The organism is Dyadobacter sp. CY347 (assembly GCF_021502655.1).
Taxonomy (GTDB): domain Bacteria; phylum Bacteroidota; class Bacteroidia; order Cytophagales; family Spirosomataceae; genus Dyadobacter.
This window is the reverse complement of the sequence record NZ_JAKFFT010000011.1, coordinates 1-19,675: the sequence shown is the minus strand read 5'-3', so window position 1 is coordinate 19,675 and position 19,675 is coordinate 1. Positions and strand designations below refer to the sequence as shown.

9 protein-coding genes are annotated in these 19,675 nt (G+C 46.1%); all 9 read left to right on the top strand.

The window, feature by feature from the left end; translation table 11 throughout:
- The first annotated feature begins 340 nt into the window (after nucleotides 1-340).
- The 9 genes from L0659_RS24285 to L0659_RS24245 all read left to right on the top strand — a co-directional run bounded on the left by L0659_RS24285 (nucleotide 341) and on the right by L0659_RS24245 (nucleotide 19,311).
- The gene (locus L0659_RS24285; RefSeq protein ID WP_310590716.1) at nucleotides 341-3,574 is read left to right on the top strand and encodes a TonB-dependent receptor; all 3,234 of its coding nucleotides are present in this window, start codon (nucleotides 341-343) and stop codon (nucleotides 3,572-3,574) included.
- Between the two features lie 11 nt (nucleotides 3,575-3,585).
- Entirely contained in the window at nucleotides 3,586-5,094 is a 1,509-nt protein-coding gene (locus tag L0659_RS24280; RefSeq protein WP_235129186.1) for a RagB/SusD family nutrient uptake outer membrane protein, read from the top strand.
- A 282-nt stretch (nucleotides 5,095-5,376) separates the two neighbouring features.
- Nucleotides 5,377-7,743, top strand: coding sequence for a DUF1549 domain-containing protein (locus tag L0659_RS24275; protein ID WP_235129185.1), 2,367 nt, complete (start codon nucleotides 5,377-5,379; stop codon nucleotides 7,741-7,743).
- A gap of 175 nt (nucleotides 7,744-7,918) precedes the next feature.
- Nucleotides 7,919-9,346, top strand: a complete 1,428-nt coding sequence (locus L0659_RS24270) for a DUF1501 domain-containing protein (protein ID WP_235129183.1) — start codon at nucleotides 7,919-7,921, stop codon at nucleotides 9,344-9,346.
- Between the two features lie 349 nt (nucleotides 9,347-9,695).
- Nucleotides 9,696-12,899, top strand: coding sequence for a TonB-dependent receptor (locus tag L0659_RS24265; RefSeq protein WP_235129181.1), 3,204 nt, complete (start codon nucleotides 9,696-9,698; stop codon nucleotides 12,897-12,899).
- Between the two features lie 37 nt (nucleotides 12,900-12,936).
- On the top strand, nucleotides 12,937-14,445 hold the full coding sequence (locus L0659_RS24260; RefSeq protein ID WP_235129179.1) for a RagB/SusD family nutrient uptake outer membrane protein: 1,509 nt from the start codon (nucleotides 12,937-12,939) through the stop codon (nucleotides 14,443-14,445).
- Between the two features lie 274 nt (nucleotides 14,446-14,719).
- Nucleotides 14,720-17,416 (top strand): c-type cytochrome, encoded by a 2,697-nt coding sequence (locus L0659_RS24255; RefSeq protein WP_235129178.1) that lies wholly within the window; start codon nucleotides 14,720-14,722, stop codon nucleotides 17,414-17,416.
- Between the two features lie 108 nt (nucleotides 17,417-17,524).
- Nucleotides 17,525-18,418, top strand: coding sequence for a hydroxypyruvate isomerase family protein (locus tag L0659_RS24250; protein ID WP_235129177.1), 894 nt, complete (start codon nucleotides 17,525-17,527; stop codon nucleotides 18,416-18,418).
- A 26-nt stretch (nucleotides 18,419-18,444) separates the two neighbouring features.
- The gene (locus tag L0659_RS24245; protein ID WP_235129176.1) at nucleotides 18,445-19,311 is read left to right on the top strand and encodes a hydroxypyruvate isomerase family protein; all 867 of its coding nucleotides are present in this window, start codon (nucleotides 18,445-18,447) and stop codon (nucleotides 19,309-19,311) included.
- Nucleotides 19,312-19,675: the final 364 nt, after the last annotated feature.

Genomic DNA, 19,675 nt, shown 5'->3' with positions numbered 1-19,675 from the left:
TAACCTCCCCTAAATTTAGCAATTGATCAGGAAATGATATAGCTCCTATTGAAAAAAGTTAACAAAGGGAATGTTAAATAAAATGTTTCCTTGATCCAATTTTTCCGGTTACCGGACAGAACAGGATAGTATGGTTGACAATTACGCATACTATTGCATTTAATACAATTCAAATCATTTATTGCATTAATTGAATAAATGAAGCTTTGAGTATCTCTTCAATCCACTTGTTCCATTAACCTTTTACTTATGTCTAAACCCAAGGAATTGTTGTTTAAAACACGCCAAAACAATTGTATCGCAAGTCGTCTCATCTTTTCACTCTTAAACTCCTTAGCGTATGAATGAAGTTCGACAATCAAAACTGGGCATTTGTCTTCGGCTATTTGGGAAAATAGCATTAAGCCAGATCCTGATCGGCACAGCCCTTACCGGTGTTGCAGTAGCGGAAAGTATGCCAAATCACCTAATAACCGCTTTCGACATCAAGGCCGATCGCTCCATCAAGGGAAAGGTAGCCGATGACAAAGGGCTTGGCCTGCCCGGGGTAAGTGTAATTCTCAAAGGTTCCAGCACCGGAACTGTAACGGATTCCGAAGGTGGTTATAGCCTGAGCATTCCCGAAACAGGGGAGAATATTTTGGTTTTCTCTTTCGTCGGTTACGTACCAAAAGAAGTTACAGTAGGAAATCAGTCTGCTGTGGACGTAGAATTGCTGGTGGATACCAAGGCATTGGAAGAAGTGGTTGTGGTGGGTTACGGAACGCAGCGCAAGCGCGACATCACGTCGGCGGTGTCGGTGATAAGCATGGAGGATATCGGCGAAGTGCCAAAATCCAATGTGACTCGGATGTTGCAGGGACAAGCGCCGGGTGTGATCATCAAACAGAAAAGTGGGACGCCAGGCCAGCAATTTGAGGTTAAAGTGCGTGGTATCAGCTCGTTGGGTGCTGGTAGCGATCCATTATATGTCATCGATGGATTTCCGGTTGGCACGTCGGCAGGGCAAAACCTGAACCCTAACGACATTGAGACCATTTCCATCTTGAAAGATGCTGCCGCAACGGCCATTTATGGTGCACGCGGTTCAAACGGTGTGGTCTTGATCACAACCAAAGCAGCCAAAGACGGAAAGACAAACCTGAATATATCAGTGGATTACGGCATCCAGAATGTTCCCGACAGCAGGAAAACAAAGGTGCTGAACGGACAGGATTTTGCGCAGTTCAAGCGTGAAGTTTTTATCGGACGATATGTATTAGCCAATAACAAACAGCCCGAAGAAGCGGACATTCCCATTGATTTCAGAAATCCCGCAGACACGAAATATTCTACCAACTGGTTTGACCTGATTTTGCATAACAATGCGCCTTACAAGGACATTAACTTAACATTATCGTCTGGAAAAGGGCCTATCAAATCGGTCGTTTCTGCCGGTTACTACAAGGAAGACGGCGCTTTGCAATACACAGGTTATGACCGTGCATCGTTACGGACCAACCTGGCCGGTGACGTGAACAAATTTATCACCATCGGAATGAACATTGCGGGAAGTTACTCCCGGTCGAGCTTGTCGAGCACAGATGGCCGTAATGCGCAGGTCGGGTTGACACTGATCAGCGATCCGCGCTATCCGGCTTATGACGAAAAGGGTGAGCTGATTCCTTATTACAATGGTGTCGGCGACATTTTTGGCTTCCCTAACCCCTTATATATGCTCAAAAATATCAAGCGGAACCGGAATATTGCGGATGTGCTTGCGAGCGGATATGTTGAGTTGAACATTGCAAAAGGCCTGAAATTCCGGTCGTCGCTGAATGCAAAGATCAATTACAACACTTATAAGGAATATGTGCCTTCCACGATCGGTCTTCCGGTTCAGACAGGAACAAACGGTGCGCCTCCGCGTATCGCAACCGAACGGGACGACTCGGAAGAGTTGAAAAACTACGCTGCTGACCAGGTGTTGACCTATTCTCCGTCTCTCGGACAAAACCATGCCCTGGAAGCAACATTAGGTTATTCGGCTCAGCAAGAAGTAGTTAAGGGCTTGTACGGTTCGGGTAACACATTCCCGGACGATCTGGCGCCATTCCTGGGCAATGCCACAATCCGTTCTTCCAATTCTATGGAAAGAAAATGGACCATGATCGCCTACATTGCCAGGTTAAACTATTCATTCAAAGACAAATACCTGTTCTCTGCCACATTCCGCCGGGAAGGCAGTTCTAGGTTCAGCGAGGGTCATAAATTTGGTAATTTCCCGGCTGCTTCGGTGGGGTGGCGGATCTCGGAAGAATCATTTGTTCCAAAAGCATCCTGGCTAACCGACCTGAAATTAAGGGCGAGCTGGGGCTTGACCGGGAATAACACATATCGCGTCAGTGCCAACAACAATTTTGGTGTTGCGCAAAATGCAGGTGACGACGGAAATTACGAAAGCTTGTCTTTCCTCGGCGTGAACAACTACATTTTCAACAACACGCTGGCGTCCGGAAAATCGGTTACACGGTTTGCTAACCCTGAACTGAGCTGGGAAACTTCCAGTCAGCTGGACATCGGATTCGACCTCGCTACATTTGATAACAGGCTGGTTTTCACCGCTGAATATTACAAAAAGATTACGGATGACATGCTCCTTGGATACAACATTCCGGCGGTTTCGGGCTTTACGCAGACCTTGAAAAACCTGGGTAAGGTGCAGAATCAAGGCATCGAACTTGCAGCGACTTACCGCATTAAAGTGGGTCAGATCAATTTGAGAACGAATGCCAACATTACTTTCAACCGTAACAAAGTGCTGGCAATCAGGGGACAAAACGATTTTATCTTGCAAGGAAGCCAATACGGCGGTTATAACATTCAGCAGGTGGGCCGTCCGATCGGGATGATTTTTGGCTATCGTAAGCTGGGTATTTTCAATACACAGGCGGAAATCGATGCGGCACCATTGCAGGAAGGCGCGGTGCCGGGTGCGATGATATTTGCAGATTTGCACGGCGCAGCCGATGGCGGGCCCGACGGAATTGTTTCCTACGATACAAAAGACATGACCGAAATTGGTAACCCAAACCCGAAATTCAACTGGGCCTGGACTGTGGGTGCTGATTATAAGCGGTTTGACGTAAGCGTTTTGCTGATGGGTGCGTATAAGTATGACATTTACAGAAACATAGAAGCCTCAACCATGAATATGGACGGTGTTTTCAATGTTTTGGAAAAAGCAAAAGACAGATGGAGATCAGCGGAAAACCCGGGATCAAACCCAGGCGCTAAAAATTCACAGGGCGGAACGGACTATTTCAAATGGTCACGCGAGAGCAGCGAACGTTATGTATATGATGGCACGCACATGTGGATTAAAAACGTAACCATCGGCTACACGCTTCCAAAGTTGAACGGCATTCTCTCTGATGCGCGGATATTCGTGAATGCGGCCAATTTGCTTCTGGTAACAAAATATCCAGGCAACAACCCGGACGCCGGCGTAAGAGGCGGAACAGAGCTTAATAATGACGATGAGTCATATCCTGTTCCAAGAACATTCTCTGCGGGCCTAAAAGTCAACTTCTAAATCTGATGAAAATGAAAAAAATTACAGCAATAGGTTTAGTCGTTCTGCCGCTGCTCATGACCTCCTGCGGCGAGGATTTCCTTAACCAGACCGATCCGACGAAAGTAAATGTCGATCTGTTTTATAAAAATGAAGCGCAGGCCAGGCAAGCATTGAATGGTGTTTACGGCCAGGTGCAATCAATAACCAACTCGGCATATCTGGCGGGTGAATTTCAAACGGATAACACCACCATTGACCTGAACCCCTCTGACCGGGGCGGTGCGGGCGGCTGGGAAGCATTTGAATTTTCAACGGTCAATTCGGGTAACGGCGAGATCGCGACGATTTGGAACAGTTACTACGCGGCTTTGTATGGCGCCAACCTGACGTTGGAAAAAATCGTTGATGCGGAAATCGCAGATGTTCCTAAAAAGGAGATCGAAGGTCAGTTAAAATTCCTGAGGGCCTATTTGTATTTCAATCTGGTCCAATATTTCGGTGATGTGGTGATCGTGACCAGTACATTTGCGGTCCCTGAGCCAACATTTGACTTGGTAAGATCGCCTCAGACGGAAGTTTGGGCGCAAGTTGAAAAGGACCTGAAAGAAGCAATTGCTTTGCTTCCCGAAAAATATGCATCAGCGGGCGACAAAGGCCGGGCAACAAAGGGTGCAGCCTTATCGCTTCTTGGTAAAACATATCTGACAACCAAAAAGTATGCGGATGCCGTTACCACGCTTAAAGAAGTAACCAAGCTAGGTTATGCATTGAATGCGAACTATGCGGATAACTTCGATCCCGCACCGGCCAAGAAAAACGGCCCCGAATCAATCTTTGAGATACAATATCAGGGAGATAACGATCTTGGCGAGCAAAGCAGCTTTCAGTATGTATTTGCCCCAAGGGTTTCCAAAGGTGCGGTTACAGGTTTTCCCGCTGGTGGAAACGGCGGCAGGAATTCGCCAACCAATGACATGATCGCAGCTTATGAAACGGGTGACGTAAGAAAGGATATTTCGCTCAAAACGAGTTTCACGCTCGATGGCAAAGTGTATCCGGTCCCTTATGTAAGCAAATACAATTATCCGCACACAATTGTGCAGCGGACCAATACAAACTGGCCTGTGCTGCGCTATTCGGATGTGTTGTTAATGCTTGCAGAGTCTATCAACGAGCAAACCGGCCCCACAGCGGAAGCAGCAGATTATCTGAACCAGGTAAGGAAGCGCGCGGGACTGGCTGCAACAAAAGCCACCAGCAAGGCAGATTTCCGAACTGCGGTGCTAAAAGAAAGAAGGGTTGAGCTTGCGTTCGAAAACCACCGCTGGTTTGATCTGAAAAGGACCAAAACCCCAGGCGAATGGGCTGCATTCATGAATGCGCATGGAGCTGCGGAACGGGCAAAACCAACCGTTGACAGGGGTAATGTTCCTTTCAATTCTACGGATTATGTTTTTACAGAAAATGAATATCTGCTGCCGATTCCCGCGCCTCAGATTCTCATCAATGCAAAGCTGACCCAGAATCCGGGATACTAAGGTGTGCTGAATGTTTACACTTGGATAGCATAGGATCATTGAGTAAGGAGAAGCGCTGGTTAACAGTTGCTTCTCCTTATTAATTTTACAAGGAAAATCGTAACTATTTCGTTATAAAATAAGCTTCTGCCCAATCAATTATTGGAAACCTTCTAAAAAGTCACGGTAATTAAATAATTTAAGCAAGACAGAACAGGATAGTCGGGACACCGATTTTTCCTAGTATTGTATCACATTGCAGGTTAATGCCCGCAACAATTCCTAAAACCACTAATCTTCTACATGGTGTTACTTGAAGCAACCGAAACTTTCTGGCTTTGGCAATTTCTGGGACGATTGCATCCCATGATGGTCCATTTTCCCATCGGATTACTGTTTGTTGCCCTTATTCTTGAATTAATAGACTGGAAACGCAAATCCGCCCGCCTGCGTGATGCTGTGAACATTATGACGTGGATTGGCGTTGCAAGTGCTGCATTATCCGTCACATTCGGCTTGTTACTGTCGGACGCGGAACAATCCGAAGGTCAGACATTTGAAATTCACCGGTGGGCTGGTTTTATAACCCTGGGGCTGGCCGTCCTCGCAACCATTTCACTACGCAATGCCAACCGGAACATTTATCGCTCACTGTTATTTGTGACCGTTTTTGGCGTTTCTCTCGCAGGCCATTACGGCGCTATGATCACCCACGGTGACGATTACCTTACCAGTGTCATGCCATCGACTGTGGAACCCGAGCAGGAGCAATCCAATGAAGACCCTGCGGATTTTGTCTTTACCAACAATGGCGCGCTTAACCCGCAGCAGGTTCAAGATCTGAATGTGGAAGTGCGGACAATCCTGGCGCACAACTGTTACAGCTGCCACGGTGAAGCCAAATCAAAAGGTGACCTGCGGCTTGATAGCAAAGAAGCGATCATGAAAGGCGGTGAAAATGGCGTTGTAGTCGTGCCTGACCATCCGGACAAAAGCGAAATCATCCGCCGTATCTCATTGCCAAAAGGCGATAAGGAAGCAATGCCTACAAAAGGCAAGCGACTTACTGAAAGGGAAATTAAAGTGCTTAAATATTGGGTGGAAAAAGGTGCATTATGGCCTGATGGCAAGCAGAAAAGCATCTATCGCGTTGCCGCACTGGAACCGCGGATGCCTGAGCTTCCGGCTGCCAGCGGCGACATTGTGCTTCCTGTGGACCGTTTGGTTAATGCATATTTTCAAAAAAATAAAATTGCCTGGAAACCGGCCGTGAATGACCGCATTTACATCCGCAGGATTTATCTGGACATTATCGGCTTATTGCCGCCACCCGAGAAAGTGGAAGCATTCGTAGCAGACGAACGGCCCGACAAAAGAGAACAGCTGGCCAAAGAACTGCTGAACCGTTCGGATGACTATGCACAGCATTGGATGTCGTTTTGGAATGATGCCCTGCGGAATGATTATTCGGGAACAGGATACATTACGGGCGGCAGGTTCGACATTACCAAATGGCTTTACTCGTCCTTGCAGGTGAACAAGCCATACAATTGGTTCGTAAAAGAATTGATCAGCCCTGTTAAAGGTTCGGAAGGTTTTGTTAAGGGGATCAAATGGCGTGGGACGATCAATTCCAGTCAGCGCACCGAAATGCAGGCTGCGCAGAATGTGTCCCAGATTTTCCTGGGGCTTAACCTAAAATGCGCATCTTGTCACGACAGCTTTATCAGCGACTGGAAACTAGCCGACTCGTACGCATTCGCGAACATCTTCGCAGACACATTGCTCGAAATTAACCGTTGCGATAAACCCACCGGAAAAATTGCCGGGACAAAAATCCTTTTCCCTGAGCTCGGCGAGATCAGCGTGAATGCAAGCACAGAGAAGAAGCTCCGCGAATTGGCGGACTTCCTGGTGCAACCCAAAGACGGCCGGCTTTACCGCACGGCTGTGAACCGCATCTGGGCGCAGCTGCTGGGCCGCGGCATTGTGGAACCCGTGGACATGATGGACAACATGCCATGGAGCGAAGACCTGCTCGACTGGCTCTCCTCGGATTTTGTTGCCAATGGTTATGATATGAAAAAATTGATCTACACCATTGTTACATCCAGAACATATCAGCTGCCTTCCTCATCGGTGAAAGAGGCGGCTGACATTATGGCCAATGATTACAAGTTTACGGGCATGGTACGAAGAAGGCTTACCGCCGAGCAATTCTCCGACGCCATCAGCACAGCATTCAATCCGATGTATGCGGATTCGGCGATCGTGTATAAACTCCTTCCAAAAGACATCAAGTCACGCCTGCCATTTGCCCGCGCGGCTTTCGTGAAAAACGACCCGTTCCAGACTTCACTCGGTCGCCCTAACCGGGAAACGGTGAGCACTTCGCGCACCTCGCAAGCCAATTTATTGCAAGCGCTGGAACTGACAAACGGCAACAAATTCACAAGCACATTGAAACAAGGTTCCAAGATCTGGAAGGAGAAATATCCAACTTCGGATTCGCTCGTCACTGCTCTTTACCAGAATGCATTGGGCAGGACACCGCTCCAAAAAGAGCTTGCGGCAGCGAAACGGATCCTGGGACCGGCACCGAATGAAGAGAGCATTCAGGACCTGGTTTGGGCGATAGCGCTCGTTCCGGAATTTCAATTAATATATTAAGTGTAGAATGATATGTATTTATAATAAGAACCTGTCATTTAATACTCACAAAAAGTCACATATGATAGTAACATTTAAAACTTTTTATACATTATTTTATTATAAAAAGTATTATAGGTTTTAAATGTAAATAATATAAGACATAAATATTGAACGCATTAAAATATTTAAAAGGATGAACATTCAATGGAATAGGAGGAAATTTTTGCAAAGAGCAAGCGCCGCGACGATGGCCGCGCTGGCTGCGGGAGCACCTGTATCAAACATTCTTTCATCTTGCAAAGGCAAATCCGGGTCAGATTCCACGGCCGACACCGTCATTTTATTGTGGATGGCTGGCGGCATGGCGCATACCGAAACCTTTGATCCAAAGCTTTACACGCCGTTTGAAAAGGACATGGAAGGCAACCGGGTGCTCAGCACTTTCAAATCTGTTCCAACCATTTTGGACGGCATTCATTTTTCCGACGGATTACAGTCTATTGGAAAAGTGATGGACAAGGGCACATTGATCCGCTCTTACGTGGCGGCTGATATGGGGCACATTTTACATTCCAGGCATCAGTATCATTGGCACACCTGCTATGAGCCGCCGCAGACTGTTGCAGCCCCGCATATGGGCTCATGGATAGCCAAAGAACTGGGTCCGAAAAATCCGGTTATCCCGGCGTTTGTGGACATTGGCCAGCGGTTTACAGTTGGCGAAGCGGAAGAGTTAAAGGCATTTCACACGGCAGGATTTCTGGGCAATGAGTTCGGGCCATTCTTTATCCCGGATCCGAGCCAGGGCCTCGAAAGCGTGCGGCCGCCGGTGGGTATGGATGCAAAACGGTTTGAACGCCGAAACCAGCTTTACAATGAGCTCATCAACAACAGCCCGCTAGGGGAATTCGGCAGCGATTACCAGCGCGAATCCTTGAAACGGTCTATGGAGCAGGCGTACGCATTGCTGAATTCACCTGAATCCAAGGCATTTGACCTCAGTACCGAACCAAAAGAAAGCTACAACATTTACAACACCGGTAAATTTGGCCTCGGCTGCCTGCTTGCCCGCCGCCTTACCGAACAAGGCGCAAGGTTCATCAGCGTAACAACTGAATATGAACCATTTAAAGGCTGGGATACGCATGAGAACGGCCACACGAGATTACAGGAAATGAAAAAGCAAATCGACGGGCCCATTGCCCAGTTGATAAAAGACCTCGACAAGCAGGGCCTGCTCGACCGCACAATGGTGGTGCTTGCCAGCGAATTCAGCCGGGACATGATGGTGGAAGGTAAGCCGGATGCCAAAGTGTTGGAACAAGTGCAGCAGCCCGACATTCTTTCTGATTTGAAATTCTACGGAATGCACCGCCATTTTACAGACGGCGGCTCCATGTTAATGTTCGGTGGCGGGATCAAAAAAGGCTTCGTGTATGGAAAGACGGCAGATGAACGGCCATGCAAAACCATTGAAAACCCGATCAAGATCGACGGTGTTCACCAGACCATTTACCATGCCCTGGGCATTGCGGAAGACACCCAATATGAAGTTGAAAAACGGCCATTTTACACCACACCCGACGGCAAAGGAAAAGCAGTGATGGAGTTATTGTCATAATAGTTAAACTGAATCATAATCGCCGGGCGGAATCTGCCCGGCGATTTTTTTATGGGTTATATCCAAAAAAGTCCCGCTAATTAAATATTAATCAAAACCAGACAGAGCAGGATAGTCCGGTGTATCAATCATTCTAGTATTGCAATAATATTACTATAAGAATTAATTTTTGTCCTATACAAATACAAAAACCTGGTTCTTTTCAACCCGCAATACCAATTCCTGAACCCTTAACAAGCTATTTTCACCTAACCCTTATTCATATGAAAACATGAACGAATTTCCACGCCGTAAAAAATAACTAAGCGGTCCAGCCCATGCTAATCACTAAATCCTAAAACAACAATTTATGAATCAATCTCGACAATCATCTTATTGTGCACGGTTGAATTCCCTGATCAAGCTTTCTCTGAGTCAAGTGCTCATTGGTACGGCTTGCGGAATTTCGGCTGTTGCAACTCCGCTTTTTACGCCTGACCCTGTATTCAAAAACAAGACCATTTCCGTTGACAAAACCATCAAAGGTAAGGTTAGTGACGAAGCCGGCGAAAAAGTGCCAGGCGTTAGCATTGTTTTAAAAGGCTCTACGACCGGTACCGTTACCGACGCGGAAGGAACCTACACCATTAGTGTCCCGGATGCAGGCGGAACGCTGATCTTTTCTTCGGTAGGCTTCTTGTCGCAGGAAGTTGCCATTGGTTCGGGTTCAAATATTGATGTAACGCTGGCAACAGACTCCAAAGCATTGACCGAGGTGGTTGTGGTAGGATATGGCAGCCAGTTAAAAAGAGAAATTACAGGAGCAGTTCAGACTGTAAGCGCGTCAGACATTAAAGACGTGCCCGTTTCCCAGGTCACCCAAAAATTACAAGGACGCCTTGCAGGTGTGCAGATTAATCAAACCACAGGAAAGCCAGGTCAGGGAATGTCTGTTCGTGTTCGTGGCCAGGTGTCTGTGTCAGCAGGTAGCGATCCGCTATATGTCATTGATGGTTTCCCGATCACGGGTAACATTGGTGCATTGAACCCGGATGAGATCGAAGATATTTCTGTATTGAAAGATGCAGCCTCAACGTCACTTTACGGTTCACGTGCAGCGAACGGCGTTGTGCTTATTACGACGAAACGCGGCAAGCCAGGCGAAACTAATGTAGGGTTTACGGCTTATTACGGAATCCAGAATGTGCCGAAAAAAGGACGTGTTGAAATGTTGACCGCCCAAGAGTTCGCCCAATTCAAAAAAGAGCTTTTCGAAGATGAGAACAAAGCAGTTCCGGAGGCGTTCCAAAAGCCTGAACAGTACGCAAACCAGAATAATGACTGGTATGATGCGGTTTTGCGAAATGCACCAATCCAGAGTTACAACCTTACGATCACGTCCAACAAGGATAAGCTAAAAACCTCAGTCGTTGCCGGGATATTCAATCAAAAAGGTGTGGTTGTAAATAATGACTACAAGCGATATTCACTTCGGATGAACTCTGAATACGATGTTTCGGACAAAATTCAGATCGGTTTTAACATTGCGCCGCAGTACATCTTCGATAATACGCCCAGAACAGATGGTGACCGGGGAACCGGAATCCTGTTCAATGCATTGCACACCTGGCCGGTAATGCCGATTCGCGACGCAAACGGCGAACTGACCAAGGTTAACACTTTCCCCGAAGGAACAGGTAACATTTTCCAGTATCCTAACTGGGTTCGCGCTGCAGAAGAACTGACCAATGAGAACAAGAACACTAAATTACTTGGTAACACTTACCTCGTTTTTAGCCCGATCAAAGGTCTCAAGCTGAGAACTACATTGAACATCGAATACGAGAATAACAGATTTTTCTTCTTCAATCCCTCGACGGCAACCAGTAACATCAACGTTGCGATTCCGACGACAGCGGTTTCTACGCGTCAAAGTTTAGAAAATGTGGGCTGGCTTAATGAAAATACAGCTGTTTATAACCGCAGCTTTGGAGATCATAATTTCGAATTACTGGCAGGATTTACCCAACAACGCTATCGTCAGGATTTTACCAGCATAACAGCGGATACTTACACAGATGACAGGCTCCCAACAGTCCAGGGAGCAATTAACATCAACCGCGGCGGAACACAGACAGGTGCAAACGAGTGGGCATTGACCTCTTATTTATCCCGTCTTTCTTATAACTACAAAGGAAAATATCTTTTCACTGCGGCTGTACGTGCGGATGGTTCGTCCAGGTTTGGATCTGACAACCTTTGGGGAACATTCCCATCTGCTTCTGCGGGTTGGGTGATTTCAGACGAAGAATTCCTTAAAAACGTGAGTCAGGTTTCTTTCGCGAAGGTTCGTGGTAGTTTTGGTGTGATTGGTAACAACAACATTGGTAATTACACACAATATGCGCTTGTCAACAACACAACCAATGCCGTTTTCGGAAATAATGTAGCCACAGGTGCTGTTGTAACATCCTTGGCGAACAGAAACTTAGGTTGGGAAACGACTAAACAATTTGACATCGGACTTGATTTAGGCTTATTCAATGACCGAATCCAGTTTATTTATGACTACTATACCAAGCGGACCACCAATTTACTTTATGCAGTACAGGTTCCTCAGGAAGCCGGTTTCTCGTTCTACAATGACAACATCGGGGCGATCAAATTATGGGGTCATGAATTCTCTGTAACAACAAGAAATCTTGACGGAAAATTAAAATGGACAACCAACGCAAACATTTCTTTTAACAGAAATAAGGTGGTGGAACTTGCACCAGGCATTGACCGTGTTTACGGATCCTTCCACATTACGCAGGTTGGTCAGCCATTCGGTCAGTTCTATGGAATGGTGAAGGAAGGATTTTACACGAGCGCCGAAGATTTGGCTAACTCACCGATCATTCCGGGACGCTCGGCCATTGGAACTATTAAATTAAAAGATGTGAATGGTGATGGAACCATTACATACGGTGGCGATGCCGATGACCGTACCATTATTGGTAATCCATTCCCGAAATTCACTTACGGAATGGTTAACGACCTGAAATACGGAAACTGGGATTTCTCTATTGCAGGATCCGGCTCTTTTGGTAACGAACTTTGGGTGCGTCACCTTTACAGCACGGCCAACCTCGACGGCGTGTTCAATATGGTTGCTGGCGTGAAAGACCGTTTCCGCGTTAAAAACACAACAGTTGATGGAATCGGTGTTGCTACTACGGTGATTAGCGAGGGCAACGGAATGTATGGTGCAACTAACAATGGCGGGAATTTCACGGGTATTGAGCGTGACTGGAACAGTTCGCACTTCGTAGCAGATGCTTCTTATTTCACAATCAAGAACATTACAATCGGCTACAACATTGGTAAAGTGAATAAGTTCTTCAAGAATGCCCGCGTTTACGGTTCAATCCAGCAGGTGTATGTTTTCACGAAATACTGGGGCGGACCTAACCCTGAAACCAGTGCACAAGGTGATGGTAACGGTAATGGTGGTAACCTTAGCCAAGGTGTAGATTTCTCCAACTATCCTGTGCCACGTACATGGACATTGGGTGTGAATATGAACTTCTAAGCCAGCCAACATTTAATTCATTATTAATTATCAGAAGATGAAAAAACGATATATAGCGACCTGGCTCCTCACATTTGCATTAGCAGGATGCCGCGAAGAATTCTTAACAGTTATCCCGGAAACGGCGCTCAGTTACGGAATATTTTTTAAAACGGAATCAGATTTTCAGCAGGCTGTCAACGCTGCCTATGTTCCATTCCGCCAGATGTACAACGAACGGGCCTGGGTGTTGGAAGAAATGCACTCGGATAATACATATTATGCAAGAAATACCCTCTATGGTGCGGTAGATGCGACGGAAAACGTTGCAGACTTCGCAGTTCCGACAGCAGCGGGAGTTACTGCGAACGATAATGTATTGGTTCAGTATCGTCTGAACTATCAGATCATTGCAAGAGCAAACCAGATTCTCGCGCTGATTGACGGTGTGGATTTTGCCGAAATCCCAAAGAACAATCTTAAAGGTCAGGCGCTGTTCCTGAGAGCATTCGCTTACTTTGATCTCGTTCGTCTTTTCGGAAAAGTGCCTCTTCACCTTGTTCCCGTAATCGGACGTGAAGATGCTGCATCGCCACTAGCCAGCACCGAAGAGCTTTACGCACAGATTGAAAAGGATGCGAAAGAAGCGGGTACGCTGCTGTTAAACAAAGCAAAACAGGAAGCAGGCCGTGCTACTTCAGGTGCCGCGAAAACACTGCTCGCTAACCTTTACATTACCCAGAAAAAATGGGCTTTGGCGGAACCGGTGTTGAAAGATGTGATCACAAACGATGGCTATTCTCTGATGCCGGACTATACCAACGCGTTCTCCACCACAACTGCCAACAAGAATAATGCAGAATCTGTGTTCGAGATCCAGTATATGGAAGGATCGGCTGGGTATAATGGTAACCAGATCTACCGTTTTATTCCTTCGCCCATTTCGGCTACGGAGATTGCACCGCTGACCGGCACTTCTAATCCGCAAGCCACATCTCAGGAAAGTAACAACATTCCAACGCCAGATCTGATTGCGGCTTATGAAACAGGAGACAAGCGGAAAGACATTTCCATCGGTTATGTAACATTGAGCGGAAGTCTAGCGGAAAATAAGGTTTACCCTTATATCAAAAAATACGCAAAGCCGCATTCACTGCACAACAACACAGGTCAGAACTGGCCGGTTTACCGTTACTCGGAAGTGCTGCTCTTCATGGCAGAAACGCTTAACGAATTAGGAAAACCAGCCGAAGCCGCCACTTACCTGAACCAGGTTCGCACGCGTGCTGGTCTTGCGGCATCAGCAGCAACGGCACAAGCAACCATGCGCGAAGCGATTTTCAAGGAAAGACGTGTTGAGCTTGCATTCGAAAACAAACGGTGGTTTGACCTGACCCGCACCGGTCGCGTAAAGGAAATCATAGGCGCTTACGGGGCAAAAGTAAAAGCCAATCCACAAGCTTACTACTTCCCAAAAGGAGCCGTTCCTCCACCAAACGCATTCACCGTTCTGGACGACTACTACGGCTTGCCAGCAGTAGAAGCAGCTTTGACGCCGCATTTTTAGAAAGAATTTGGAATGAGTGAATGAGTCAATGACTGAATGAGTGAATGAGTGAATGTTGAATATGGATTCAATGTTTCAGTCATTCACTCATTTTAGTTTAAGACTGACTCATTGACTTTTCCCGACAGAACAGGATAGTCAAAATGCCGTTTCCTCTTAATATTGTATCTACCAGATTATTTAAAGTTTTAATTTGCTTTAATTAAGATCGTTACATTCCAATTTCACCCTGAACGAATGCTTTTTTCATATTTACTTAACTCTTAGCTGTAAAATGTACACTAAAAAACAATGGTCTAAACTTCCTATGACATTCGCCGTGCTGCTTGCAGTGGGCGTTTTCTGCGGGGTTATGCTCAGTAACCGAACTGCCAAACACCGTCCGCCTGGTTCCAAGGTGGACAAAATCAAGCTGCCCGAAGGCTTCAAGGCAGAACATTTATATAGTCCTTCCGAGGAAAAAAATGGCTCGTGGGTTTCAATGACATTTGATGACAAAGGACGGATGATCACATCTGATCAGTATGGCGGTTTGTTCCGTCTTGTGCTGCCTCCAATCGGCTCTACGGAGAAACCAACCGTAGAAGCGTTGAAAGTGGAAGGCGATACTGCGAAGGTAGCGATGGGTTATGCGCATGGTTTGCTTTATGCGTTTAATAGTCTTTATGTCATGATCAATAACCGCGAAAGTACCAAATTCCCGAAAGGCAGCGGTTTTTACCGGTTGCAGGATACAGACGGTAATGATCAGTATGACAAAATCACATTGATCAAACCATTGCAGGGCGAAGGCGAGCACGGGCCGCACAGCATTGTGCTTTCGCCGGACAAAAAATCGCTTTATGTAGTTGCTGGTAATTTCACCGATCTTCCGAAAATGGACAGCTACCGTCTGATGCCGAACTGGAAAAACGATAATTTATTTCCATTCATCAAAGACCCTCGCGGACACGCAGCGGACAGACATGCGCCAGGCGGCTGGATCGCGAAGACGGATCCCGATGGAAAATCTTGGGAGCTGGTAAGTGCCGGTTACCGTAACTCGTACGATATTGCATTCAACGAAGCGGGTGACCTTTTCATTTATGACTCGGACATGGAATGGGATTTCGGTACGCCTTGGTATCGCCCGACCCGTGTTTGTCATGCAACCAGCGGTGGTGATTATGGATGGAGGACCGGCTCGGCTAACACGTCTCCTGCATTTGCCGATTTCCTTTCGCCCATTATGAACATTGGCCAGGGATCGCCTACGAACTTGATTTACCTGAGCGACGCAAGATTTCCTGCGAAATACAAAAATACGCTGCTTGCATTTGACTGGAGTTTTGGTATCGTTCACGGGTTGCATTTGAAACCTAACGGCTCTACTTACTCAGCAGATCACGAAGAATTCCTTTCCGGCGCACCACTTCCTCTGACTGACGGAGCGATTGGTCCCGACGGTGCATTGTATTTCCTGACAGGCGGCCGCCGTCTGGAATCGGATCTTTACCGCGTGTATTATGGGGATTACAAGAACATTCCTGCCGGCGCAAACACTGTAAAGCCCGTACTGACAACAGAACACAAACAACGTACAGATCTTGAAAAATTCCATGCGGTTAAAGATCCGAAAGCAGTAGAAACTGCCTGGCCATATCTGAAAAGCCCGGATCGTTTCCTACGCTTCGCAGCTCGCTTAGCTATTGAGCATCAGCCTGTTGCAGAATGGGAAAGCAAAGTATATGCTGAAAAAGATCCGCAGACATTGATCTATGCGTCCATTGCATTAGCGCGGGAAGGAGATTCTACCAAAGTAGGAGGGCCTATTCTGAAAGGTTTAACAAAAATCGATTATGCGAAGCTGAATGATCTACAAAAACAAGCACTTCTGCGTGCTGTTGAGTTGACTATTTATCGCACAGGCCAACCGGATGCTGAAACCAAGCAAGCAATAATCGCTTACTTGAATCCAAAATATCCGTCGCCGAGCGCTTTGCAAAACCGGTTTTTAAGCAAAATTCTCATCACGCTGGAAGCACCGAAAGTGGTTGAAAAAACGCTTGCGCTGATTGCGAAGAATGAAAAATTTGATGACAAAGACAACGAAATGGTCACGGCTTCTGCTGACCTTATTTTAAGAAACCCACAATATGGTCTTGATTTGGCTGGTCTTTTGGAAAAGATGCCACCTCAGCAACAGTCATTCTATGCCATTATGCTAAGCAGCGCGAAAACGGGCTGGACCCCTGCATTAAGCGAGCAATATTTCAAATGGTTTCACAAAGCATTCAGTTATCAGGGCGGCCGCAGCTACATTGGATTTATTGATAAAGCGCGCCAGCTGGCTTTGAAGAACGTTCCGAAGGATAAGGTTGCTTACTATAACAAACTATCTGGTGCTGAACTTCTTACCGGAACCGGTAACGACCTGGTAAAAATGTATTCGCCAAAAGGACCTGGACGCGGATGGAAATTGGATGAAGCGGTTACGCTTGTTCAGGACAGCCTTGCTAACAGGGATTTTGAGAAAGGAAAAATGATTTTCTCTGCTGTGCTTTGCAACCGTTGTCACGTCATTCAAGGCGAAGGCAATGACGTAGGCCCAGATTTGACACAATTGGGAACACGTTTTTCAGCCAAAGACATGCTGGAATCCATCATTGATCCTAATAAAACGATTTCTGACCAATTCGGATCGATTGCATATACGATGAAAAATGGCGAGTCTATCGTAGGTCGTCAGATCAATGAAGATGCAAACTTTTATTACATCGCTCAAAATCCGTTTGACTCGAAAACGATCCGGAAACTCAGCAAAAAAGAAGTCGGTTCAACAAAAATGTCAACCGTTTCTGTGATGCTTCCAGGCCTTATCAATGGTCTGAATCCGAATGAACTGAGAGATCTGGTTGCTTACCTGATGTCAGGCGGTAACAAAAACAACCCGATTTATAGCGAAGCTTCCGCTCCGAAAAGCGGGAAATAGATCATCGGTTTTTTGAGTAGATTATGTTTTATTAAGCTTAATATAGTGGTGCAGGGAATCCCTGCGCCACTACTTTTTTTATACAGTTCCACAATTTTCTGAATGCAAATGAAACGTATCGAAAGACGTTCTGTTTTAAAAAATATTGCCGCCAGCGCGGGATTGATGACTTTGCCGGTGTCATTGGCGGAAGCATTCGCCGCATCGGAAAAAGCCCTCGGCCCGAAACTGAATGGTAAGATCAATCACTCGGTTTGTAAATGGTGTTACGGAAAGATCCCGCTGGAAACATTCGCGCAGGATTGTAAGAAAATCGGCATCACATCCATTGAGCTTTTGGGGCCTGCCGAATGGCCAATCATTAAAAAGCACGGCCTGACTTGTGCATTGCCCTGGGGCGAAGGTCTTACCAGAAATATCGAAAAAGGGTTCAATGATCCCGCCAACCACGAAGAATTGATCAAAGGTTTTGAAGACGTGATCCCAAAAGTCCGGGAGGCAGGTTACGATAAAATCATTTGTTTTTCCGGAAACCGCCGCGGCATGTCCGACGCAGACGGACTGCGCAACTGTGCAATCGGGCTCAAAAAATTGATTCCGACGGCGGAAAAGCATAATGTTACGTTGGTCATGGAATTGCTTAATAGCAAAGTGAACCACAGGGATTACCAGTGCGACCGGACGGAGTGGGGGGCAGCCCTTTGCGACATGGTAGGTTCTGAAAAATTCAAGCTTCTTTACGACATTTACCACATGCAAATTCAGGAAGGTGACGTAATTGCGACAATCAAAAAATACCATAAATACATTGCGCATTACCACACGGGCGGCGTGCCTGGACGCAACGAAATTGACGAGACACAGGAATTATATTACCCGACGATTATGAAGGCAATCGTAGAAACGGGTTACAAAGGCTTTGTGGGTCAGGAGTTTATACCAAGCCGCAAAGATGACATTGCTTCTTTGAAACAGGGTGTAACCATTTGTGACATCGCCTGATATTCATTTTAAAAATACTTATTTATATGTCCACAAGACGATCTGTATTAAAAAGTTTAGCCGCAGGCACCGGCGTGCTTTCGCTATCCGAAGTTTTTGCTGCGAATGAAAGAGTCCTGGGTTCAAAATTGAATGGAAAGATTAAGCATTCCGTTTGTAAATGGTGTTATGGAAAAATCCCGCTGGATACTTTCGCAAAGGAATGTAAGGAAATGGGGATTACGTCCATCGAACTTCTCGGACCGGAGGATTGGCCGACGCTCAAAAAATATGGCCTGACTTGCGCCTTGCCTAATGGCGCCGGGATGGGAATTGAAAAAGGTTTCAATGATCTTGAATTACACGACGAACTCGTAAAAAGCTATGAAGATTTGTTTCCTAAATTAAAGGAAGCCGGATACTCCACAGTCATTTGCTTTTCAGGTAACCGGCGCGGCATGTCGGATATCGACGGCATGCGCAACTGCGCGATCGGGTTGAGAAGATTAATGCCATCAGCCGAAAAGCACGGCGTTACTATGATCATGGAATTGCTGAACAGCAAGGTCAACCACAAGGATTACATGTGCGATCACACATCCTGGGGAGCCGGATTATGCGAAATGGTTGGTTCTGAAAACTTTAAGTTGCTTTATGACATATATCACATGTCCATCATGGAAGGTGACGTCATTGCAACGATCAAAAAATATCACAAATACATAGGACATTATCACACTGGCGGAGTTCCTGGCAGAAATGAGATTGACGAAGGACAAGAACTATATTACCCGGCCATCATGAAAGCCATTGTGGACACCGGCTTCAAAGGTTTCGTCGCCCAGGAATTTATTCCGAAACGCGAACCGCTGGCTTCGCTAAAACAATGCGTGCAGATCTGCGACATTGCGTAATACATTATCGAAAGCGAGATTGTTCGAACACAATCTCGCTTTTGCTTCAATAAATCAAAATGTCCGGACATTTCCTTATCGTCTGAAATCATCTGTTTTAAACTCAATATCAGTCGGATAGCAAATCATAATGCAAATCCAATGGCGTTTAGAATTGAGTGTAAGGTTTAATCCTGCATCTTATACCGGAATACTAAATCCTAATCGAGTCAATGCCCATTATAAATTCAGATACATTTGCATTACGCTGATTTTACCTTACAGATTTAATTAAGATTTACACCATTTTGTAAACGAGTCGATTTTGTAATATTCCATTTACCTTTCTTTTTGAGGGTCTCCACTTTTTTAACATCGGTCCGTT